Source organism: Paenibacillus sp. BK720 (genome assembly GCF_011761545.1).
GTDB lineage: Bacteria > Bacillota > Bacilli > Paenibacillales > Paenibacillaceae > Pristimantibacillus.
Genome location: NZ_JAASRQ010000003.1, coordinates 265,253 through 288,865, shown reverse-complemented (window position 1 = coordinate 288,865; position 23,613 = coordinate 265,253). Strand labels below are relative to the sequence as shown.

Annotated in this window: 19 protein-coding genes; 5 read left to right on the top strand and 14 right to left on the bottom strand. The window is 53.0% G+C overall.

From position 1 onward, the window contains the following. Window positions 1-286: 286 nt before the first annotated feature. The 4 genes from FHT67_RS13330 to FHT67_RS13315 form a co-directional block, all read right to left on the bottom strand. Window positions 287-808 carry a GrpB family protein gene (locus FHT67_RS13330; RefSeq protein ID WP_167198856.1) on the bottom strand — a complete coding sequence of 174 codons (522 nt, stop codon included), beginning with the start codon at window positions 806-808 and terminating at the stop codon, window positions 287-289. A gap of 373 nt (window positions 809-1,181) precedes the next feature. Then, window positions 1,182-2,171, bottom strand: coding sequence for an L-glyceraldehyde 3-phosphate reductase (gene mgrA / locus FHT67_RS13325; protein WP_132311245.1), 990 nt, complete (start codon window positions 2,169-2,171; stop codon window positions 1,182-1,184). Between the two features lie 181 nt (window positions 2,172-2,352). Continuing rightward, window positions 2,353-3,762, bottom strand: coding sequence for an HD-GYP domain-containing protein (locus FHT67_RS13320; protein ID WP_167198853.1), 1,410 nt, complete (start codon window positions 3,760-3,762; stop codon window positions 2,353-2,355). A 23-nt stretch (window positions 3,763-3,785) separates the two neighbouring features. Next, the gene (locus FHT67_RS13315; RefSeq protein ID WP_167198850.1) at window positions 3,786-5,837 is read right to left on the bottom strand and encodes a bifunctional diguanylate cyclase/phosphodiesterase; all 2,052 of its coding nucleotides are present in this window, start codon (window positions 5,835-5,837) and stop codon (window positions 3,786-3,788) included. A 204-nt stretch (window positions 5,838-6,041) separates the two neighbouring features. Between FHT67_RS13315 and FHT67_RS13310 the strand changes: the two genes are divergently transcribed. From FHT67_RS13310 to FHT67_RS13295, 4 genes are all read left to right on the top strand, one after another. Next, window positions 6,042-7,226 carry a peptidylprolyl isomerase gene (locus FHT67_RS13310; protein ID WP_167198848.1) on the top strand — a complete coding sequence of 395 codons (1,185 nt, stop codon included), beginning with the start codon at window positions 6,042-6,044 and terminating at the stop codon, window positions 7,224-7,226. Between the two features lie 84 nt (window positions 7,227-7,310). Further along, on the top strand, window positions 7,311-8,180 hold the full coding sequence (locus tag FHT67_RS13305) for an aldose epimerase family protein (protein ID WP_132311253.1): 870 nt from the start codon (window positions 7,311-7,313) through the stop codon (window positions 8,178-8,180). Window positions 8,181-8,333: 153 nt separating this feature from the next. Further along, window positions 8,334-9,026, top strand: a complete 693-nt coding sequence (locus FHT67_RS13300) for a DUF421 domain-containing protein (RefSeq protein WP_167198845.1) — start codon at window positions 8,334-8,336, stop codon at window positions 9,024-9,026. 33 nt (window positions 9,027-9,059) lie between these two features. Further along, complete coding sequence (locus FHT67_RS13295) at window positions 9,060-9,755, top strand: DUF7002 family protein (protein WP_167198842.1); 696 nt, start codon at window positions 9,060-9,062, stop codon at window positions 9,753-9,755. Between the two features lie 246 nt (window positions 9,756-10,001). On the opposite strand, the gene FHT67_RS13290 is transcribed toward FHT67_RS13295, so the two are convergent. From FHT67_RS13290 to FHT67_RS13280, 3 genes are all read right to left on the bottom strand, one after another. After that, a complete protein-coding gene (locus FHT67_RS13290; protein ID WP_132311259.1) occupies window positions 10,002-11,402 on the bottom strand; it encodes a SulP family inorganic anion transporter in 1,401 nt (466 codons plus the stop codon). A gap of 193 nt (window positions 11,403-11,595) precedes the next feature. Beyond that, complete coding sequence (deoC, locus tag FHT67_RS13285; RefSeq protein WP_132311261.1) at window positions 11,596-12,285, bottom strand: deoxyribose-phosphate aldolase; 690 nt, start codon at window positions 12,283-12,285, stop codon at window positions 11,596-11,598. Between the two features lie 27 nt (window positions 12,286-12,312). Beyond that, on the bottom strand, window positions 12,313-13,263 hold the full coding sequence (locus FHT67_RS13280; protein ID WP_132311263.1) for a sugar-binding transcriptional regulator: 951 nt from the start codon (window positions 13,261-13,263) through the stop codon (window positions 12,313-12,315). Window positions 13,264-13,600: 337 nt separating this feature from the next. Here FHT67_RS13280 and FHT67_RS13275 point away from each other — a divergent pair, with 337 nt between their 5' ends. Next, the gene (locus FHT67_RS13275; RefSeq protein WP_167198839.1) at window positions 13,601-15,391 is read left to right on the top strand and encodes a 5'-nucleotidase C-terminal domain-containing protein; all 1,791 of its coding nucleotides are present in this window, start codon (window positions 13,601-13,603) and stop codon (window positions 15,389-15,391) included. Between the two features lie 1,166 nt (window positions 15,392-16,557). On the opposite strand, the gene FHT67_RS13270 is transcribed toward FHT67_RS13275, so the two are convergent. From FHT67_RS13270 to FHT67_RS13240, 7 genes are all read right to left on the bottom strand, one after another. Then, window positions 16,558-17,769 carry an MFS transporter gene (locus tag FHT67_RS13270; RefSeq protein WP_167198836.1) on the bottom strand — a complete coding sequence of 404 codons (1,212 nt, stop codon included), beginning with the start codon at window positions 17,767-17,769 and terminating at the stop codon, window positions 16,558-16,560. Then, on the bottom strand, window positions 17,769-18,239 hold the full coding sequence (locus tag FHT67_RS13265; RefSeq protein ID WP_132311269.1) for a cupin domain-containing protein: 471 nt from the start codon (window positions 18,237-18,239) through the stop codon (window positions 17,769-17,771). Before FHT67_RS13265 ends, FHT67_RS13270 begins: the two co-directional genes overlap by 1 nt. 217 nt (window positions 18,240-18,456) lie before the next feature. After that, the gene (locus FHT67_RS13260; protein WP_167198833.1) at window positions 18,457-20,088 is read right to left on the bottom strand and encodes a hypothetical protein; all 1,632 of its coding nucleotides are present in this window, start codon (window positions 20,086-20,088) and stop codon (window positions 18,457-18,459) included. Window positions 20,089-20,119: 31 nt separating this feature from the next. Beyond that, window positions 20,120-21,766: a hypothetical protein gene (locus FHT67_RS13255; protein WP_167198829.1), complete on the bottom strand. Its 1,647-nt coding sequence runs from the start codon at window positions 21,764-21,766 to the stop codon at window positions 20,120-20,122. 69 nt (window positions 21,767-21,835) lie between these two features. Continuing rightward, window positions 21,836-22,252 (bottom strand): divergent PAP2 family protein, encoded by a 417-nt coding sequence (locus FHT67_RS13250; RefSeq protein WP_132311482.1) that lies wholly within the window; start codon window positions 22,250-22,252, stop codon window positions 21,836-21,838. A 15-nt stretch (window positions 22,253-22,267) separates the two neighbouring features. Continuing rightward, window positions 22,268-22,609 carry an EamA family transporter gene (locus FHT67_RS13245; protein WP_165930789.1) on the bottom strand — a complete coding sequence of 114 codons (342 nt, stop codon included), beginning with the start codon at window positions 22,607-22,609 and terminating at the stop codon, window positions 22,268-22,270. Window positions 22,610-22,621: 12 nt separating this feature from the next. Beyond that, entirely contained in the window at window positions 22,622-23,515 is an 894-nt protein-coding gene (locus tag FHT67_RS13240) for a decaprenyl-phosphate phosphoribosyltransferase (protein WP_132311484.1), read from the bottom strand. Window positions 23,516-23,613 lie beyond the last annotated feature (98 nt).

The window sequence follows — 23,613 nt, the reverse complement described above, 5'->3', positions numbered from 1 at the left end:
CCACCCTGACGCAGCATGGAGGGAAGTCTAGTTCCTTTCTAATTCGCTCCCTTTTGCGCAGAACCATCCCATTGATATGTTGTACGTTTTGCAGGATATATGAAGGGTTTGGGGGCGTAGAGGGAAATAGGATGCATGGAATGCAGGATATTCTATTGTATAAGGGCAAAATGAGGGGAGATGAGGCAAATATGGTGTATTTCGTGCAGCGTATTCTAGGAGAAGAGGCATTTTGGGCAAATATAGTGTAAAGCGTGCAACGTAACCATGCAGGGCGGCGAGCAAATCAAGGGTATTCGTTTAATTGGGAGTGCCAGTTGAGGGCGATTTGTTCCATTTCGCTTACGAATGCTTTTTTGGCGGGGCTGTACTCGTTGGTGCGTTCGTATCGCTGGGCCAGCTGTTCTTTAAAGCGGCTGTATCTGGCAGCTTCCTCAGGGTGGGAGAGCAGATAATCGCGGAAGATGAGGTGCCGTCCGATTTGGGGACTATCCGATTGGTAGAAGTGGATATGATGGGTACGCTCTTCTCCTCCTTTACGGAACAGCCGCCTGCCGGGGATGCCCCAATCGCCTGCCACATCGTATCCGAGCGAAGCCATTATGTCATTGAACAAATCAATCTTGTTGATGTCCTCAACGATCCCCATCATATCGATAACGGGCTTGGCCTTCATCCCCGGAACAGCCGTGCTCCCGAAATGCTCGAATCGGATCTCCACTCCGCCAAAGATAGACTTTAGGCACTCCGATTCCACCCGAAACATCTTAGCCCAGTCTTCCTTGTATTCGCTCAATCTCACTTCCATGCTATCCCTCCTTCTTTTAAAAACAGGCTAACGAAACCACATATCGTTATTTACTATCTAACCGCCTCTTTTAACCCAAAATCGGTCATATAGCGTTACCAGGTTTCGTTAGATTTTAAAACTTTCGTTAGCGACACGCCGTATGTAAGAGGAGCAACCTATGTTTCAAAAAAAGGCTGCCGAGATTAATCGACAGCCTTCTCTGTTTAAAAGTATATCGATGAGAGCCAGAGGAAATGTATCTCCTGTAGGAGCGAAGCGTTTGCCTTTGTCCGAACATGGCTTCTTTAAACCATTCAATCAAAGCCATGTGAGGACAACAGCAACCGGAAGGAGATACATTCCTCAGGCGACACGTCGATATCCCCAATTCCTACGCCAGGATGTTCTCGATCGCCTGCAGCTCGTCGCCCGAGAAATCGAGGCGGCTGAGCACGGCAACGTTGTCGTCGATTTGCTCGACGCGGCTTGCGCCGATCAGCGCGGAAGTTACGCGGCCGCCGCGAAGCACCCAAGCAAGCGCCATTTGCGCCAGCGATTGGCCGCGGCTTTGTGCGATTTCGTTCAAGGCGCGGACCTTAGCCAGCTTCTCTTCGGTGATGCTGTTCGAGTTCAGGAAGACGCTTGGTCCGCCAGCTCGGGAATCCGAAGGAATACCGTCCAGGTAACGGTTCGTCAGCAAGCCGCCGGCAAGCGGCGAGAATACGATCGACCCGATGCCTTCTTGATCAAGCACGTCCTGCAAGCCGTCCTCGATCCAACGGTTGAACATCGAATACGACGGCTGGTGAATCAGGCATGGCGTGCCAAGCTGCTTCAGGATTGCCGAAGCTTGAGCCGTCTGCTCCGCGCTGTAGTTGGACAAGCCGACATACAACGCTTTACCCGAACGCACGATATGGTCGAGCGCGGCCATGGTCTCTTCAAGCGGCGTTTCCGGATCCGGGCGGTGGTGGTAGAAAATATCCACATACTCGAGATCCATCCGTTTCAAGCTTTGATCGAGGCTCGACACCAGATATTTGCGGGAGCCCCAGTCGCCGTACGGACCTTCCCACATGTAATAGCCTGCTTTGGTGGAGATGATCATTTGATCGCGGTAAGCCGCCATATCCTGCTTCAGGACTTTGCCGAACGTCTCTTCAGCCGAGCCCGGTGGCGGTCCATAGTTGTTTGCCAGGTCGAAATGGGTAATCCCCAGATCAAAAGCGCGGTGGATCATCGCGCGTCCGTTCTCCAGACGGTCATTACCGCCGAAATTATGCCATAAGCCAAGCGAAACGGCAGGCAGCTTGAGGCCGCTTTTGCCTACGCGGAAATATTTCATGTCTTCATAACGGGACTTGTCTGCTACGTATGTCATATCTCTTATTCCTTCCCTTCCTTGAGTAAACCTCTTTATCGATGCCATTCGAAGATGCGAGGGCTCTTTTTGCGGTGAACAACTTTGTCTATGTAACTCCTCTATCATACACCCGCGGCTTATGGAAATAAACCCGGGCTATACGCCTATGAACAATCTTTACAATCGGGCCAAATTCCATTCAGCTGGCCGACGCCTTAAAGGCCCAGCCCTTATCGCCGGCGATCCGCACCAGCGCATCTACGCATAACGGGTCAAAATGCTTCCCCCGCTCCTTCAAAATAATCGCCATTGCTTCCTCATGCGACAAAGCCGCGCGGTAAGAACGGGAGGACGTCAAGGCATCGTATACATCGGCTACAGCCGTTACGCGGGCCAGCAGCGGAATATTGTCTCCGCTCAGCGCATCCGGATAGCCGCTTCCGTCCCAGCGCTCATGATGGGAGCGGATGACGGCCAGCTCCTCCTGCATGAAGCCCAACCGCCGGCACAGGTTGAACCCGGTCATCGGATGCTTCTCGATAACCTCCCGCTCTTCGGGCGTCAGCTTTCCCGGCTTGTTCAGAATATGGTCGGGAACAGCCAGCTTCCCGATGTCGTGCACGATTCCGCCTTGCGCAATAGCGCGAAGCTGGTCGGGATTCAGCCCGAGCTCCTCTCCGAGCTGTATGGCGTATAACGCAACGCGGTAATTATGGCCAGCCGTATACGCGTCGCGTGTTTCCGTCGTCCGGATAAGCTCGCGAACCGCCGGCGACATATAGGCGTGAATCCATTCCTTGGGATCATTCTGGAACAGCTGCTTCAGCGACATCGTATAGGAGCCGGAGCTGCGGTACTGATAATAAATGCCGACAACCATGGCGCAGATGGAGGCCAGCAGCAACAGGTGGTAAATCCACCAGCTTAACATCCACATTTCGCCCGTTACGTTAATCAATTGGGCCGCAATCATCCAGCCGGAGCTGTACACGATCGCCAGCTGCAGCGGAAATCTGGTAGACAGATACGTCTCCAGATACCGGTACATCGTCCAGCCGTTTAAACCGAAAATAAGCAAGGTTGCCGACCATTTGATTGGCCCTTGCTTCATTTGAAGCCAGGACATCTGGTCGGAGAATAGCCATAGCAACGCGCAAATCACGGCAATCGACGCCGTCCAGATCGGGAGCAGCCAGCGCTGATGCGCCGACAGCCAGCTTATAATTCGGCGATCCGAGGACATCGACGACAGCCACAGCCACATGACGGCGAGCAATATGCTCATTTGAGCCGCATTGCTGGGCAGCGCCGTAGTGTGATACGCCTCTCTCGGTGTCGATAATCCATGAACAAGGAATAACGCTGCTAATGATACGAAGGACAAAGATAAGAAGCTGATTTTCAAATTGCGAAGCCGAATGGCTGCTACGCCAACTGCTATCGCAAGCGCAAATGCCGCGCCCGACACGATGCTGACCACGTAGAAATGAACGTTAGGAGAGTGCAGATGATAATCCCAAGCGGGATTCATATGAAGGACCATGAATACGATAAGTGGGACTGCGAGCGATAAAAGAAGATACAGATAGATTTTCGCCTGACTGTTCAAATTGACGCCCTCCTTGGCTTACGTTATACGAACAAGCTCTGCGACGTTTGACTTCTATCAACAACCATCGACTGCTGTAACCAAAGATCAAGATCAGCGCGCGACATCGGCTTGCTGAAGTAATAACCCTGCATCATGCTGCAGCCGGCAGATTGCAGAAACGCCATTTGCTGCTCCGTTTCGACCCCTTCGGCGATAACCGCCAGATTAAGCTGCTTGGCCAGTATAATAATCGTCTGGATGATGGCGCGCTTCGAAGGCGAGTCGCTCTGCTGCATGTACAGCTTATCTATCTTTAACGTCTGGAAGGGAATCAGATCGATCGAGCCAAGCGAAGAATAACCTGCCCCGAAATCATCCATCGAAATATTAACGCCCATCTCCCGGATGGTCTTCAACTGCTCAATGACATCCTCGACGTTATGCATCACGATGGTCTCCGTAATCTCCAGCTCCAGGAGATTGGCGTCCAGGCCGGAGTGCAGAAGCGCCGAGATGACCATATCCTCGAGATTTTTACTGTCGAACACGCTGACAGACATATTAACCGAGACGCTAAGGGGGACCGCCCTGCCTTCATTCCATTCGAAGCAATCCCGGCAGGCTTGTCCCAGCACCCAGCGGGTAATCGGAACGATAAGCCCCGTCTCCTCCGCAATCGGGATAAATTCCTCCGGCGGAATCTGGCCGAGGAAAGGATGATTCCAGCGCAAAAGCGCTTCAACGCCGATTGGCCGGTTTACGGCTGCATCCCACTTGGGCTGATAGTGAACAACGAGCTGCTCTCTCGGCAAGGCTAGCCGGAGATCCTTCTCCAGCTCCATCCGGCGCAGCAGCTCCCGTTCCATCTGCTCGTCGTAGAGACAGTATTGGTTCTTGCCCCTGCGTTTCGCCTGGTACATCGCGGTATCCGCCGCGATGAGAAGCGACGATCTTTCGTTACCGTGCTGCGGTGACAAGCTGATTCCGATACTACCGGTGATGTAGAGTTCATTGCCCTCCAGCAAATACGGCTTGCGGATGTCCTCCAGGATCCGGTTGGCGAGCTGCTCCACCTCATACGGTTCCATCCCTCTCGTCATCAACAGGAATTCATCCCCGCCAAGGCGGAAGGCCTGCGCCCCTTCGCTCACATGGGAGCGAAGCCGCTTCGCGACAGCTTGTACCAGCAAATCGCCGATGTCGTGGCCAAGCGTGTCGTTAATGATTTTGAACTGGTCGAGATCGAGGAAGAGCAAGCCGTACGTACGGGCTTTGTCCAGCTTTTGATCGAAATACCGGTTCATCGCGTGACGGTTCGCAAGTCCGGTCAACGGGTCGCTGTAGGCCATGCGCTCAAGAACGGTACGGTCCAGATAAATCGCGGTCCAGGTAACGAGCATAATCAAAAGAGTTACCAGGGTGACGCTTATTAGAAGAAACAGATTGATCGGGATATCTTCCGTTAACGAGGAGGCAGCCGCTTCGCCGCACCAGAAGGATGCGGCTCCCATTCCGGTGTAATGCATCCCGCAGACCGCCAGCCCCATTAGCGAAGCAGCCGCCCATTTGGACCACGCAGCCTTACTGCCGTCCCGAAAATTTATAAAGAAATATAACGCCGCGCATGATGCCGCGACAGCGATCAAAGCGGATAATATCACTATAAATGGGTTATATTGTATAGACATTGTCGGGGAATGCATCGACGCCATTCCGGTGTAATGCATGGCGACAATTCCCGCACCCATGATAAAGCCGCCCCCAAGGAGTTTAAGGCGGTTAATTTCTTTGGCCAGCGTTAAATAAAAGGCGACGTAGGAAGCGCATATGCTTGCGGTAATCGACAATAAAGTAATGGGTACGTCATAAGCAATCGGAATGCCGATGTGAAAGGCCATCATCCCGATAAAATGCATGGTCCACACCCCGCTGCCCATAACAAAGGCGCCTGCGAGCATCCAGCCCATCCGCACCTTTCCTTGGGATTGCGAGATTTTGTACACCAGATTCAAGGCAGAGTACGAAACGAATAACGCGATGATGAATGAGAGAAGAATAACCCAGCCGTTATACTCTCCGTGTAATGTGACCAAACGTCCCCCACCTTTCGCAACTAGTACTCCGGACACATCTGATGTGACTAAAGTCTAATATTTTTGTATACATATACCATTATACGAAAAGCGACTGAATGCAACATATTTTTATTTAGAATTAAGGTTTTTGGGCGATTGTTTTGTTATAGTAGGTGAAGATTGTAAAAATAGTGCCTTTTTGTTGAAGGGAGTTTATTGACAATGGAAAACAAAGACTCGCAGCACAAAAGAGAAAACGAGGAGCTCGACACGGCTGCGGAGCAAGAGAATCAACAATACGTCTATGAGGATGACAACAAAGACGATCAAGCCGTAGACGCCCTTCAAGACGGGAAAGACGAAGAAGTTGCAGAAGAGGAGCGCGAGCAGGCGCCTACTTCCGAAACCCCGGCGCAAGCGGCAGGCGGCCGAAGCGGCAGCGGCGGTAAAGCTTGGATTGCCGTATCCGCGATTTTGGCCATCGTGCTTATCATCGTTCTGATTAAACCGCCGTTTGGCGCAGGCGACAAAGCTGTCGCAACGGTTAACGGTGTTAAAATTACAAAGGACAAGCTGTATGATTCCCTCGTGGATCAAGGCGGCAAGTCGACGCTGGACAATATGATTACGCAAGAGCTGATCGACCAAGCGGCGGAAGACGCGAAAGTAACGGTTACCGAAGCGGACGTAGACAAAGAAATCGAGAACCTGAAGAAATCGTTCGGTTCCGAAGACGAGTTCAACCAAACGCTTGCGCAATACGGCATGACCGTTGACAGCCTGCGCCAAGACGCGGAAGTGCAAGTGAAAATCCGCAAAATTCTTGAACCTAAAGTTACGGTAACGGACGACGACATCAAAAAGTACTACGACGAGAACAAAGCATCCATGTCGACGCCTGAGCAAATCCGTGCTTCGCACATTCTCGTAGCTACGAAGGAAGAAGCGGAAGATATCCTGAAGCAGCTGAAAGCCGGCGCGGACTTCGCTACCCTGGCCAAAGAGAAATCGACGGATACAGGCACCAAAGACAACGGCGGCGACCTGAACTTCTTCGCCAAAGGCAGCATGGAGCCAGCTTTCGAAGACGCGGCCTTCGCCCTGAAAAAAGGCGAGCTGAGCGGCGTTGTTCAGACAAGCTACGGCTACCACATCATTAAGAAAACCGATGAGAAAGCGGCTGTAACTCCTACGCTGGAAGAAAAGAAGGAAGACATCAAGTACCAGCTGGTTACGCAAAAAGTAAGCGAGCTGTCCTCGAGCTGGATGGCCGACCTGAAAGCAAAAGCGAAAATCACGAATACGCTTGATCCCGCTGCGGCTGAAGAGTCCCCGGCGGCAAGCGCGGAAGCAAGCCCTGAAGCAAGTGCGGCGGCTGGCAACGCTTCGACGAACGCAGCGAAATAATTCGGAAGGCTGTCCCGCTGGGACAGCCTTTTTGCTTATTTATGGTATGATGGATTTAGTAAATTAGATACGTAGGAGGGCCATATGAGCCAGTTTCAAGTGAACAGCTATACCGATACGTTTAAGATCTACGAACTAATTGAGGAAAGCACATCCTCCCGCATTCTTGTATGTCCGGAGCGCGGAGGCATCGTTATTGGCTGCCAGCTGCATGGACTCGAAGTGTTTTACCTGGACAAAGCAACGTTTGAGCATCCTACTGCGAATATCCGCGGCGGCAATCCGATCCTGTTTCCGATCTGCGGCCAGCTCGAGAACAAGAGCTATACCTGGAACGGCAAATCGTACGAGATGGCTAACCATGGCGTTGCCCGTACTTCCGCCTGGGAGGTTGCCGGCACCGATACCGATGGCGAGGCTTCGATTACCATTGTGCTGAAGAGTAATGAGGAGACCAAACAAAGCTACCCGTTTGATTTCGAGGTGAGCTTCACTTACGCGCTGGTGAATGGCGAGCTTCATATCCGCCAGCAATACCGCAACCTGACGGAAGGCGAAGCGATGCCGTTCTACGCCGGCTTCCACCCTTACTTCAATGCCGATTCGAAAAAGCTTCCGTACGAGACCGATGCGACTGCCTACCTCGACTACAACGATATGGTCGAGAAGCCTTATACCGGCGAGCTGGATCTGGACGGCATGGTGGAGTCCGTTACCCTGCTTGGCGCCAAGAAACGCGAGATCGCGTTCCCGGTTAGCGGCGGCGCTCGCGTGCGCATGACGTATGACGATATTTTCAAATACGTCCAGGTCTGGTCCGTGCAGGACAAGCCCTTCGTCTGCGTTGAGCCATGGATGGCCATGACCGGCGAGCTGAACCGCCAGGAAGAGCTCGTGATGCTCGAACCCGGCGAGGCGCTGAACGCCAACCTGACGATCAGCTGCGAGCGATAAACGATAGAGGCCTTCCTGCCGGATGCGGGAAGGCCTCTTTTATAGCTGGCCGGCCTCAATACCCTCCCCTGCCTCTTGGATGATTGGATGTATCCGTGATATTCGTTAAGCCCATACTGGAAACAAACAGATCTTACGGACAGGGTGTAAGCAATGGAAGACTTTATGCAAGTCGAATTCGGGGAAATGCTGCTGAGGTCCTCGCTTACTTTTTTTATTTTATTGTTATTGGCGCGGATCCTGGGAAAAAAGCAGCTTGGCCATCTCACCTTTTTTAATTATATTACGGGAATCACGATCGGCTCTTTTGCAGCGGATATTGCCGGTGAAGGCGAAACCCCTTATTTCAACGGGCTCGTCAGCTTAATCTGGTGGTCCGTGCTAACGATTGGTATTGAGTATATAAGCATGAAATCCGGCAAGGCAAGAGTGGTTCTGGACGGACAGCCGACTATCTTGGTGAAGGAAGGCCAGATTCTGAGATCCGCCCTTCGGAATACCCGCTTGAATATCGATGATCTGAGTATGCTGCTGAGGGAGAAGAACGTATTTAGTTTTCAAGAGGTTCATTATGCCATTCTTGAGCCAAACGGACAAATCAGCGTGCTTAAGAAGGAATACGAGCAAACGGTCACGAGAGCAGACCTGGATATTCCTACTCCGGAGTTTACCTTCCTCCCAACCGAAATCATTTCGGACGGCAAGATTGTCAAAAGAAACTTGCAGGAGCTGAACCTAACCGAGCAATGGGTGCATGACGAACTCAAAAAGCACGGTATCGAAAACGTGCACGAGGTTTTTTACGCAGAGATTATAAAAGACGGTTCCCTGTTTATCAACAAATAAAGGGCCCATCTTTCATGACAAGGGGCTTATTCGATGCCGATTAACGAAACAAACATTGCCCTCATCACGAAATCAACAGGCAGAAAGTCCGCTTACCACTTCACGAGAGCAAGCAATCTTCAGGCTATCGCCTATTTCGACGCTATCTGGTCAAGCCATCATTTACTGCCGGCATCGACCGGCGAGCGACGGACCGCAAGAGAGGAAATACCGTACGAGGGAGCGTCGATTACGGTAAATTCGCATCTTCGCATCCCTCAGGCGATGATGGAGACAGACTGCTCGGTTGAAGAATTCCGGGCCTTTATAGACAAGCATGTCTTCTTCTGGCCGACCAGAAGGGATTGCCTCAAGATGCTGACGACATACATGCGGAGAGAGCCTGAAGAGTCCTTCGCCGTGTTAGAGCTGGATGCCTGCTCGCTGCTGCTCGCGCACGAAGAGTCTGTCCGGTTTTCCAAATACGACTCGGGCAGCTCGCCCCGTTTTCCGAAGAGCTGCAGCTACCGGAAAAGTCCGGCTATGTTTGTATCCCTCGCGGACTTCGGCCGAAGAACGGATCATGCGGTCCCCGTCAAGCCTTCGGAGATCAAGGAGATTCTTATTGAAAAGCAGGCACATTCCATTACCCGGCTGCTAAAGTCCGTATACGCGCCGAGCCCGGAGCATGTGCCCCCGAAATGGCTGCCAGACTACCAACCGCTCGATACTCTGCTACCGGGCAACTAAACGGACAACAGAGTGGAATCCTTCGTCCCAAGCTGTGCTCGTTTGAGCGTTTGAGCGTTCATTCAGCCGCCATTGAGGACGATAGTGCTCTGCCTGTTGATATGGAGCTTGGCTAGGGCTCGACAAAGGTACAACGAGAAAGGCGTAACGAGGGATCTACGAGGAAGGCTCAACAAAGGTACAACGAACGGACAACAAAAGCCGAACACAAAGAGCCGCCCCCAAAAGGGCGGCCCTCCAAACCATCTAAACCCCAACTACCGTCACTTGCTTTCCGTTCTTCTGCAAGCGGTCGACCGTCTTGCGGACGGCGAGGTTCGCCGTGTGATCCCATACCTTGGTGCCGGAGAGGTCGATATGAACCTCTTCCGCTTCGCAGTCATGCGCGATCCGCTCCTCCAGCTCGGAGGCGGAAGCGAAGAACAGCTGTCCGTGCACGCGGTACGTCCGCGTTGATCCGTTCCATTCGTCGTGAATATGCACCTTGGAGGCTTTTACCGCGAAGCCGATAAAGCTTACGAATACGCCCGCGACAACGCCAATCGCCAGGTCATGCGTGAGCAGCACGGCGCCAACCGTCACCAGCATCACGACAGTCTCGCCGAGCGGCAGACGGTTCAAGCGGAACACGGAGCTCCAGTCGAAGATCGCGATACACACCATCAGCATAATGCCCACCAGCGCAGCCATCGGCACAAGCGACAGCAGGTCGCCGAGCAGCACGACGAGCAGCAGGAGGAACAACGCGGCGACTAGCGTCGACAAGCGGTTTTTTCCGCCCATCTTCACGTTAAGCACCGATTCCGCGACCAATGCGCAGCCCGCCATCCCGCCGAAAAATCCGGCTACGATATTGGCCAGGCCCTGCCCCTTCATCTCCCGGTTCTTATCCGTCTTCTCCCCGGTCATCTCATCCAGCAGGTTATGCGTAAGCATCGTCTCGGTATAACCAACCACCGCAAGCGACAAGGAATACGGAAGAATAATCCAGAGCGTATCCAGGCTAAACGGCACATCCGGGAAAAGGAACGACGGAAGCGAAGCGTCAATCGCGGCGATATCGCCGATCCGCGTAACATCCCCCATGCCAAACGCCCATACCGCGAGCGTCAGCACCACAACGGCAATCAGCGGCGATGGAATCGCCTTGAAGAAGCGAGGCACCAAATAGATAATGCCAAGCGTTACCGCAACAAGCACGTACATGACCCAGGACTCGCCCTTGAAATAACGGAGCTGCGACAGGAATATCATAATCGCCAGCGCGTTAATGAACCCCGTCAGCACGCCCGAAGGGACAAACCGCATCAGCTTGCCAAGCTTAAACACGCCCATCAGGAACTGAATGACGCCCGTCAACACGGTTGCCGCAAACAAATACTCGATGCCATGCTCTTTCACCAGCGTCAGCATAAGAACGGCCATCGAGCCGGCTGCAGCCGAGATCATGCCCGGTCTGCCGCCCAGAAACGTAATGACAAGCAGGATACAAATCGATGCGTAAATGCCTACGACCGGCGGAACGCCAGCCATAAACGAGAAAGCAAGGGAATCCGGCACAAGCGCCAGCGTTGCCGTAATGCCGGCCAGTACGTTCATCCTCGCGTTACTCGTCCACTGCTCCCGCCATGAAGTCTTCAAACTCATGGTTCACCTCAATCAATCTATGATAACGTCCGACCAGGCCATCCCGGTCCGGCACCTCATCTTCTATCCGCAAACAAAAAAACCAGCTCCACCGAGCCGGCCGTTCGACTACCTTCATGATACCCTGCTCTTCCGCAAAGGGTCAATCCCAAATGAAGGGACGACCGCAATCGGCCGCCCCTTCCCCCGCTTTTTAGTATCCTTCGCCTTGTCCGCCAGTCACAATCGCTACGCTCGAGCTTGCGCCGATCCGGGTTGCGCCTGCTTCAATCATCTTGAGAGCAGTCTCCAAATCGCGGACGCCGCCGGAAGCTTTTACGCCCATATCCGGACCAACGATGCGGCGCATCAGCGCGATATCTTCCGCCGTTGCTCCGCCTTTGCCAAAGCCCGTCGACGTCTTCACGAAGTCCGCTCCCGCTTCCTTGCAGATCTCGCAGGCACGTACCTTCTCTTCATCGGTAAGCAGACCCGTCTCCAGGATAACCTTCAACACGGCTTTCCCTTTGCACGCCTGAACCACGCCTTCCACGTCGCGCTTCACGCCTTCGAAATCGCCGGATTTGATCAGGCCAACGTTGATCACCATGTCGACCTCGGTCGCGCCGCTTGCAATCGCATCCTTCGCTTCTTCCGCCTTCGCAAAGGTCGTAGTCGCCCCGAGAGGGAAGCCAACAACCGTCGTGATGCCAACGCCAGAGCCGGAAAGCTCCTTCGCCGCAAGCGCGACGTAACCCGGATTTACGCATACCGTTGCAAAACGATACTGCTTGGCTTCTTCGCAAAGCTTGATAATTTCTTGTTTTGTCGTTTCCGCTTTCAGTGCAGTATGATCAATGTAAGCAGCTACTTCCCCTGCCGACAGATTTTTTTGATTACTCATACCCATCCTCCATATTTATCTACTCTATTATCCCTTGAACTCCAGCAAATGCTGCGCCGTAATCTGGTCGGTAATCAGCGTATTCGTATACTGGCCGTTTAACGCGCCGTATATCGCTTCCACCTTGCTTGGACCTCCGGCAACCAGAACGGACCATTCTTTCTTCTTGAGCTCGTTCAAGTCTATTCCGATTGTCCGCAGATCCAGCTCCTCGCTGCAAAGCTGCCCATTAATATCGATAATCCGGGAACAAATATCGCCAACGCCGCGCGACAAAATAATGCCCAGATCCTCGTCCGAAAAATAATTCGCGCGGATCAGAACCGAATCTTCCGTCGGCGCCCCTACCGTAACCACCGCGATATTGGCCTGCTTGCCCATATCGAGGATTTTGCGGATATGCCTGTCCGCTTCGATCGCATGCTTCACGACCGCATGGTCCACAATCGCCGGCAGCGGAATCAGGTACGGCGACGTCTGGTAGGCCTTCGCGAACAGCTGCGCGATCTCGTACGCGTACGTATTGGTCTCGGAATGGCTTACGCCGCCGTTCAGCTGCACAACCTTTACCCTCTTCGTATGCTTGTTCGGCAGACGAGTGGCTACTTCATATAATGTTGTTCCCCAAGTGACGGCAATCGTATCGCCATCCTGAACCGTATCGTTCAAAAAATTAGCCGCAGCCTCGCCGATGACCTTTTTGACCATAGCGTCCTCGTATTTCGGCACGGAAGCCACAATGGCTTCCTTTAGGCCGAAACGTTCCTTGAGCATGCGGGCGCGTTCCTGGTTATCGGAAGCCGGATCCATAATGCGGATCTGCACGATACCGTCTTCCTTCGCCTGCTGCAGAAAACGCGAAACCGTCGGCCGCGATACGCCTAGCTTTTTCGCTATCTCCTGCTGATTGTAGTCAAGCTCGTAATACATCCGGGCCGCTTCAAGCATTTTTACCCGTTTATCACTTAGCTCCTCCATCCGTCTTCCCCTCTCGCAGAGTTGCCCTTAAGTTATGAGAATAAGTTCGAATTAATATATCAATATTTCAGGACTATTATACGTGCCCCCATCTGCCAGAGCAACAGCATGCGGCAATCACCGCCAGGTTTGCACATTTGTTCACTTAGCCAACCTTACAATTTTGCACAAAAGGAAAAAAGCGGTTGTCGAATGCTAGGAGATGGGCTCGAGCGGCAAGGACTTCAGGACCAATTTGTTAAATTTTCAGATAATTTACAAGAAATTGAAAGGAGATCCATGCCAAATACCGAATACGTACTGTCGATAAAAGAAAAATAAACAGTGGAGGGATACAATGCTAATCAAGCTAAGAAAAATGAAGTGGGCAGCGGGGTCGCTGCTTGCCGCTTCGCTTTTTGCTGCGTCTGTCGGCACCGTTGCAGCTGCAGCAGATGAAACAGTAGTTCCCGCTTCCGCCAAGCACATCACGCTTCTGCACACGAATGACACTCATGCGCGCGCCGTGGAGGGAACCTCGGGAGAAATGGGCTACGCGAAGCTTGCCGGCATTATCGACAGCTACCGAAAGGCCAATCCGAACAGCCTGCTGCTTGATGCGGGCGATGCCACGCATGGAACCACCTTCGCCACGCTGGTGAACGGCGAGAGTGTCGTGCAGGTCATGAACAAGATGGGTTACGACGCGTTTGTTCCGGGCAACCATGACTTCAACTATGGCTACAAGCGACTGCTTGAGCTCGAGCAGATGATGAAGTTCCCGGTACTCAGCGCTAACGTTAGAGTCCCGAAAGACAATACGTCTTTATTCAAGCCTTATATCATTAAGGAAGTGGACGGCGTGAAGGTCGGTATTTTCGGCCTGACGACGCCGGAGACCGCCTATAAGACGCATCCGAAAAACGTTGAGGGCTTAACCTTCGCCGATCCAACCAAAGAGGCTCAGGCTATTGTGGATGAGCTTGAAGACAAGACCGACGTCATCGTTGCAGTCGGCCACATCGGCCAGGACGCGTCCAGCGTCGATACAAGCCTGAAGATCGTCAAAGCCGTAGACGGCATCGACGTCTTTATCGACGGGCACAGCCATACCGTGCTGGAGCATGGCCTTACGGCCGGGCATAACACGCTGATCGCAAGCGCCGGCGAATACACGAAGTACCTGGGCGTCGTGGATCTGTGGGTGGACGGCGGCAAAGTCGTGAAGAAGGAAGCAAAGCTCGAGAACAAAGATACCGCGGCGAGCATCGCCCCTAACGCCGACATCGCGGATATGGTCGCCACTATTCAGAAAAGCCAGGAAAGCATTCTGGCCGAGGAAGTGGGTACGGCCAGCGTGAAGCTGGACGGCGAACGCGAGCAGGTCCGCACCAGCGAAACGAACCTTGGCAATCTGGTCGCCGACGCCATTCGCGATGCGGCCGGAGCTGACGTTGCCATCACCAACGGCGGCGGCATCCGTGCCTCTATTGATGAAGGAACCATCACAAAAGGCGAAATCATCACCGTGCTTCCGTTCGGCAATCAGATCGTATCGCTGAAGGTCAAAGGCGCCGATATCAAGGCAGCTCTCGAGAACGGCGTATCCGATTATCCGAATTCGAAAGGCGGCTTCCCTCAAGTATCGGGCATCGCCTTCAAGATTGACGTGGCCAAGCCAAAAGGACAGCGCGTCCATTCCGTTACCGTTGGCGGCAAGCCGCTAAACGAGAAAGCCGACTATATGCTGGCGACCAACGACTTCATGGCTGCCGGCGGCGACGAATACACGATGTTCAGCCCCTATCCGCAAGCCGGCATGTACGGTTCGCTGGATGAAGCGCTGATCGCTTACATCACGAAGCTTGGCACCGCGGATTCCAAGGTGGAAGGACGCATTACGGCGGCAGCGACTCCGGTTGTTACGCAGCCGAAGCCGGAACCTAAGCCAGAACCGAAACCGGAACCTAAGCCCGAGCCAAAACCGGAGCCAGCAAAGCCGGCCGTCTATGTGGTGAAGCAAGGCGACACGCTTTGGGCGATTGCCAAGAAGCATGGCACCACCTGGCAGAAGCTTCGCGACCTGAACCATATCAAGAACCCGAATCTCATCTACCCGGGTCAAAAAATCAAGCTGCCCGCTGCTTAAGCGGCAGGGCCTCAAGGGCTGTACCCGCCGGGTACAGCCCTTGTCTTGTGTCCAGCTCGGACTTGCTCTACCTCCACAAATAGCAGACCCCTCCTACGGTGGATTTCATCCGGCAGAAGGAGGGGAAATAGCCAAGTAGCTGAAGCTACGTTGGATAGATTCCAACTTAAAGGGCGACTAGTTAGCTTTAAGTACCTCCATCCCCTACGTTGCACGAAATACAGCATATTGGGCATATGAGCCCAGTTGCTAATCCTATCCTGCACGGAATGCAGGATATTCGGACAAAACGAGCCAATACGGGCTCATTTCGCCGCAATATACTGCAATCCGTGCAGCATATCTCTCGAGCAGACGCCATTCTCGCCTGTTATGCTGCACTTCGTGCAACATAACCTCCTCCCTCTTCCTGCTCTATATGCTGCATTTCGACAGATCAACTAACAAGTTAGCTTTAAGTACCGCCATCCGCCTACGTTGCACGAAATACAGCATATTGGGGCATATGAGCCCAGTTGCTAATCCTATCCTGCACGGAATGCAGGATATTCGGACAAAACGAGCCAATACGGGCTCATTTCGCGCATGCTGCATTTCGACAGATCAACTAACTAGTTAGCTTTAAGTACCGCCATCCGCCTACGTTGCACGAAATACAGCATATTGAAGCATACGAGCCAAGCAGCTAGTCCCATCCTGCACGGAATGCAGGATATTCGGACAAAACGAGCCAATACGGGCTCATTTCGCCGCAATATACTGCAATCCGTGCAGCATATCTCTCTAGCAGCCGCCATTCTCGCCCGTTATGCTGCACTTCGTGCAACATAACCTCCTCCCTCACCATTCCTGCTCTATATGCTGCATTTCGACAGATCAACTAACTAGTTAGCTTTAAGTACCGCCATCCGCCTACGTTGCACGAAATACAGCATATTGGGGCATATGAGCCCAGTTAATAATCCTATCCTGCACGGAATGCAGGATATTCGGACAAAACGAGCCAATACGGGCTCATTTCGCGCGATATGCTGCAATCCATGCAGCATATCTCTCGAGCAGACGCCATTCTCGCCCGTTATGCTGCACTTCGTGCAATGTAGTAAGTCACCAACGCCTTACAACAAAAAGAGCGGTGCCCCGACCAGGGCACCGCTCTTTCCAAGTTACGCTTGAGCCCGCGCGCGCTGGCGGCTCAGGTAAATGAAATACACAGCAAGATAAATAATGTACAGAATACCCGACAGCAGGAACATCGTTGTGTAGCTTGTCGCGGTTACAACCGCGCCGAGCAATATCGAGCCGAGCCCGATGCCGATATCGAAGAAGTTGTAATACGTCGCGGTTGCAACGCCGCGGCGTTCCGGCTGCACCAGGTTGATAACCCAGGCCTGCAAGGCCGGGAACATCGCGCCAAAGCCCGCGCCGTAGAATACGCCGGCGAGCAGCAGCATCGCCATGGAATCGGTGTAATAGAGCAATACGCAGCCGATTATACAAAGGATCGCCGTGGGGAACAATACCCAGAACGGTCCTTTGCGATCGAACAACGGACCGCTGATAAACCGGATCAGCACCTCGCTGATCGCTACAACCAAGAAGAAGTAGCCGGTCTGCGTAATCCCGATGTCCTTGGTGAATAAGGTTACAAAGCTAAGCATGCCGCCGAACGCAAAGCCAACCAGCGAGCCAAGCATCGAAGGCACAAGCACCTTAGGCTCGATAATTTCAGCCCATGGCGAAGGCTTCACCCCCGCCGCATGAAGCTCCGCCGCAGCGGCCGCTTCAGCCGCGGCAATCTCGACGGATTGAGCGCTTTTTTGCCGAACCAGCAAGGTCAGCACCAAGGTAATCGCGAGGAAGATTACTCCGGCTCCGAATAAGCCTGCGTAATCGTATTGATCCAGCAGCCATAACCCGAGCATCGGCCCGATCGAGAAGGATACGGCATTGCCCATCGCAAAGTAGCCCATCCCCTCTCCCCGCCGCTCGGCAGGAATCGCGTCGGATACCAGCGTGCCATACAAGGCCGTGGCAATACCGAAGCCAAAGCCGTGAACGACGCGGAGCGCAAGCAAAGCCAAGATCGAGTTGGCCGCATAATAACACGCCATGCCGATAAGACAGATCGTTACGCCGATCAAGAGCAATTTGCGCTTGCCGAAATGCTTCAGCCCGATGCCAATGAGCAGACGCGACACAACGGCCGAGAAGGTGAAGATGCCCAGCATCATGCCGATCTGCGATCCGCTGCCCCCTTTCTCGTCCGCGAAGAGCGGAAGGGTGGGAAGCAGCATTTCGAGACCGAAGAATAAGAATAAGTTAGAGAACGCCAGCAGAATGAAATTTTTCGTCCAGAGCTTTTCTGCCGGTCGCATTAAAATTTACGTTCGATCAGCTTGAAGTCATCGTAATGAAAGCCCGGCGCTACGATGCAGGACACCAGAACCGGCTCATCGCCAAGCGGACGCGCCATCTGCCATTCGGTTGCGGGAACAAGCGCCTGCGGATGCTGGCCATTCGCAACGTCGCCTCCAACAATAATCTCTTTGCGAACTTCAGGGCTCTCGCCCGTGCCGCCAAGCGTCAGCATAAGCGGACTTCCGGAATGCCAGAGCCACAGCTCATCCGAATGAACCGTATGCCAGTCGGAGAATTCCTCCGGATGAAGCAGGAAATAAATCGAGGATGCCGCAAAGCGCGGTCCGGAATACGGCTCGCCGAGTACCGCCTGCGGAATTTCAAAATTCGCCTTCCAGATCTCCTTGTACCAGCCGCCCTCCACATGAGGCTTCAGTTCAAGCGCCGCTACCAGCGGGGATAATTCTTTTACAGCCGTTGCCGACAATATAGTCCTCTCCTCTCTATCTCTCGCACTATCTAGTTGTTAGTTTCAGTCCAATGTACTATGCAATGCCCCGATCGTCAATGCGCGACATGTGGATGCAAGGCCTCTTTCTCCCAACCGGCTGCCGCCCGCATAGCAAAAAAGAGCCTGGCCCTGCGGCAGAAAGAACGGCGAACCGTTCCTGCTGCTGCGGACAGACTCTTTTCCGCCCCATCCATCAAGCCGGATAGTTGCGAATCCCGAAATCAATCAAATCATAAATACCGATAAGGTTAATGACCGCCAGCACGCCAAGCAGCAGCCCGAACACGCCGTACTTGAGCGGCTGCACCCGGGCAAGCAGACGATTCGCCAGCTTGAAGATCAGCGCGAAGAGCGCCCATGAATAATAGAAGGAATACAGAATCAGACCGTTTTCCTTCGTCCCCCAGCCTACCGCGAATAGAATGACGAAGGAGAAGGCGAGCCAGAACATGCAGATCTGCGCGAAGCGGTCTTTGTAGTGAAGCACGAAGCCGATGACAGCCAGCACCAGAATAATTACACCGAGAATATTAAGCGAATCTACCGTTCTAAGCTGATAGGAGGCATGCTCGAAGGTCGTCCGGTCCTCGCCGGCGCTTGGCCATACGAAGCAGGAGGCGAAGAAGTTGACGTATTGATACCATTTGTCGAGCGTCGTTACTTCCGCACCGGAGAATGCCATCAATCCCTTGTACTCCGTATGGGTCTCCAGAATAACCGGAAGCTGCCCGAAGAGCGTAGCCGCAGCCAGGAACTTGAAGGCGTTCACCGCCATATCCTTGATCCATTCCTTCAGCTTCCTCGCCTCGGACAAGAGCGGGAACAGAATGCCCGTTGTCACCAAGGAGCCTACCGCGCCTATGAAGAAGAAATCTCTCCGCCCCCATTGGAACAGATACGAGTAGATGAAGATAATCAGCCAGAATACGGCGAATATGTACTGCTCGATATTGAACATAAACAGGAGAAACGGATAGGAGAAGGACGTGAACAGCAGGAAGAAAATTTTGTCCGTCGACTGCAGCTTCATCATTCGGGCGAGCAGAATCATGGCGAACTGCATGACGATCACATGGATGATCTGCATCATAATCGGATAGCTGTTCGGGATAAAAAAGAGCACCTTCGACAAGATCATCGCAATCAGCGCGAACGGAGCGGCATACAGGCCGAACAACGGCTGACGAATATCATTCTCGTACGTGCCGATATTCAGGAACGTATTGCTTTCTACCTGGTCAATCGAGTCCGCCGTATACACGACGTCATACGGGATGATTTTGCCGGCTGCGTCATGCGCTCCGTAAAAGACGTTCGTCAGGTTATAGATAACCAGAATAGCAACCGCCATGGCTACGCTTGCGATAATCCAATACCGCCGCTCCAGCCGGTCCAGGCCTCCAATCAGCTCCTTCGCCGTTGCATAGAACTTCGGCAGGAACCAGCAGAGCACCAGGAACGCCGCAATAAGCGAGCAGATCCCCAGCCCAATGGAAATCACCTTATCGTTGTGACCGCCAATGTCGACGCCGATACGATCAAGGATCTCGCCGGAGAGCTTGCTGTACTTGATGTACGAGTATTGCGTCAGGTAATACACGCCGACAAGCGTAAACAAGGCGGCGAAGAAAATCCGTCCGGCACTCAGCTCCCGGGTTACCTTTTCCACGACCTGGCGCTTATACGTTAACCAATACAATAACAAGAGCGAGCATAACAGGCCGATAAGCACATTCACGGCCGTTCCCCTCAACGTAAGCAGGGCCGTCATGCAGACTCCCGAAGCAATAAACAGCAGACGAAGAACCGAACTTCTGACTGGCATCTTGACTCCTCCTAATATGGCAACTCAACTCTTATACCGGATAATACTCCGCTCCAAACCGAATCAGATCGTACAGGCCTTGGGCGTTCAGCCCGATCATGACGATAAGCAGCAGGGCATGAACGGAATATTTCACCCAGTGGTTCCGGGCCAATAGCTTATCGATCAGCATGTAGAGCAGAGCCATGAAAGCCCATGAGAAGTACAAGCTGTACAGAATAAGTCCGTTCTCAGCCGTTCCCCAGCCCACCACGCACAGCATAAGGAAGGAGAAGCTCACCCATAGGACGCAAATTTTCATAAAACGGTGCTTGTAATGCAGCAGGAAGCCGGCTACGGCCAGAATCATCAGTACCAAGCCGAGAATATTCAACGAATGAACCGCATGAAGCTGATAAGAGACATGCTCGAAGGTTGACCGGTCAACGCCGGCGCCGGGCTTCACGAAGCAGGAGGCTACAAAGTTCACATACTGCAGCCATTTGTCCCCGGAACTGATGGCTGCCCCCGTAAACTCCATGTTCTCCTTGAACGACGAGACGACCTCAAGCAACAAGGGCAATCGTCCGAACAGGATCAGGATCACAAGCGCCTGCAGCGCCACCTTGCCCGCATCCTTCACCATTCCCTTTAGCTCCTTCGACCTCGACAACAACGGGAACAATACCGCGCTTGTCAGAAGCGAGCCCGCCGCACCGATGAAATAATACACCTTCGGCCCCCAGCCGAACTGGCAGGAATAGAGGAAGAGAATTAGCCAGAATAGCGAGAAGATATACTGCTCCATATTCAGAGAGAACATCAATACCGGATAAGACGCATTCAGGAACAACAGGAGAATCAACTGATCGATGGACCTCAGCTTCAGCATCCGGCTGATCAGAACCATCGCCATCTGCAGCAGGAATACCTGAATGATCTGCATCATGATCGGATAGCCGTACGGAACGAAGAAGAGCAGCTTCGAGGCGACCATGCCAACAATCGCGAATGGCAAAGCGAACAGGCCGAACAGCGGCTGCTTGAGATCGTTTTGCACGGAGCTGATGTTCAGGTACACGTTGCTGTCCACCAGATCCGCCGTATCGGTCGTGTACACGACGTCGAATCGGACAATCTCCCCGCTCTGATCACGGGTCTCGTAGAACACGCTGCTCACGTTAAACGCGATAATCACGACAACGGCAAGCAAGGCCGTGGAGATGATCAGGTACCTTTTCTCCAGCTTGGTCAAATTTCTGGCGAACTCCAGAGCCACCGCGGCCAGCTTAGGCCACAGCAGATAGACGCATAAGAACAGGAAATAGAAAGCCGCGATTCCCACGATAATCGAGATCGCCGCGGCAATCTCGTCGCCGTACGGCATATAGCCCGTATCCCGGAGCATTTCCCTCACGTTCTTCAGCGTTCTCTGCTTGTAGAAATAGTCAATCATGCTGACGTCGATCGCGGCAGCAAAGAGAAGAGGCAGAAGGCTGTCCTTCTTCCGAATGGCCGGGATCACCTTGTCGAGATACCCGGACTTATAGGCTGCCCAGCACAAAATAAGAAAGGAGCACACAACGCCGATTGCGACATGGAAAGCCGTGCCTTTCAAAGAGACAAGCCCCGTCATCGCCGTTCCGGATAGAATAAAGGCTCCTTTCATCAGATGCGCCCTGGCAGTTACCGTAGTCATATGTAAGCTAGCACTCCTAACCTTGGAGACATCAACATGATCTGCGACCGAATGCGGATAAGCCATGCGTTAACCCGCGATTCCGTATAGAAGATAACCGAGCAGAATGCCCAGCAAGAGACCCCCGACGATCTCGAGCCGCGTATGTCCCATGCTCTCCCGTAATTTTGTAGGCTGGACAGCCGAAGAATCCGATGTCATCAGGTTGATGGCTACCGCATGGCGCCCGACCGCCCTCCGGAGCCCTGTAGCATCGATAATGACGATAAACGTAACGGCGGCGGCAAGAGCGAACATCGGGCTGTTGAAGCCCTCCGACAAGCCGATCAGCATGGACGGCGTCGTCACCACCGTCGTATGCGTGCTTGGGAATCCGCCGTTGCCGACGCGCTGCTTCGCTTCCTTGCCGAATCGAATGTAATTGATTGCGAATTTCAAGACTCCGGATACGAACCACCCGATGAGAGGCGCCAGAAAATAAGGCAGAACAACCACTCCCCGCTATGCTCTAGATATGAAGGCAATACCGCCCACGATGAGGACAAGCCCCGCGATTTTGTACGTATTGATGGATTCGCCGAAGAAATAATATGAAGCCACCAGCACGATAATATAAGCCAGGCTGACAAACGGATACGCGTAGCTGAGATCCACCTTGCGCAGCACGAACATCCAGATCAGCGCGCTTGCCCCGTACAGGAAGATGCCGCCGGCATTATAGAAGTTGAGCATGCGCAGCGGCCCGGACATCGACTCGTTCGGATGCATCGCTCCGAACTTCAGCAGCACCTGCCCCGCCGCGCCCATAATAACGGACACCAGAATCCATATCATATTCCACATGAGTATCACCACTTATTCCAGGAAGAGTAGAATCAAGATAACCGAAATACCGTAGAGCACAACCGTAACCAGAATAGGCTTATCCTCGAGCAGCACCTTATCCGGCTTGCCGCCTTTCCCTTCCATATGGACCAGATACAGGTAACGGAACACCCCGTAGATAACGAACGGAATCGTCCACATCAGTTGAACCGTCCGGCCGGAGGTGAAGGTGAACAGCGAATAAGCCATAATCGTAGCGGTCGTAACGATGTTGCTCATCTGGTCGAGCAGCTGAATGGAATACTTCTCGAGCACCTTCCGGTGCCCCTCCTTCTCGTTCTGAAGAAGGAAGATTTCATGCCTTCGCTTGCTGATCGCAAGGAACAGGGATAAGAGCATCGTGCAGACGAGGAACCAAGGCGTAAGGGGAACATCAATCATTAATCCGCCGCCGATCGCGCGAAGCACGAAGCCGAAGGCGATAATCATCACATCCATAATTACAACATGCTTAAGTCTCATGGAGTAAGCGACATTCATGAGGAAGTACACAAGAAGCAGTCCGCTGAAGAGAGGGTTGAAGATAAAGGCCGTTGTAAGTGAGGTCGTGAGGAGCAGGAAGCCGAATACCAATGCGACATAAGGGTTGACCGCGCCCGAAGCGATAGGTCTATGCCTCTTCTCCGGATGGTTGCGGTCGGCTTCCCTGTCGAAGAAGTCGTTAAGGATATACACGCACCCGGATACGAAGCAGAATAGGAAAAATCCGATGATAGCCTGCCAAAACAACGACCAGTGCAATAAGCTGAGCGAGAATACGGGAGCCGCGAATACCAGCGCATTCTTCGTCCATTGTTTGGGCCTAAGAAGCTTAATTAATGATATGGGGACGCCTGGATGGGTCTGGGCCAGGCTTTTGCCCATTTGAATTTCCGGTTCCAAGTCCTCTACCTCCTCCAACGATCTCTCTAAGAGATTAACTTGGGGCTATCGTAACATTATTAATGCCATTAAATGTAGCA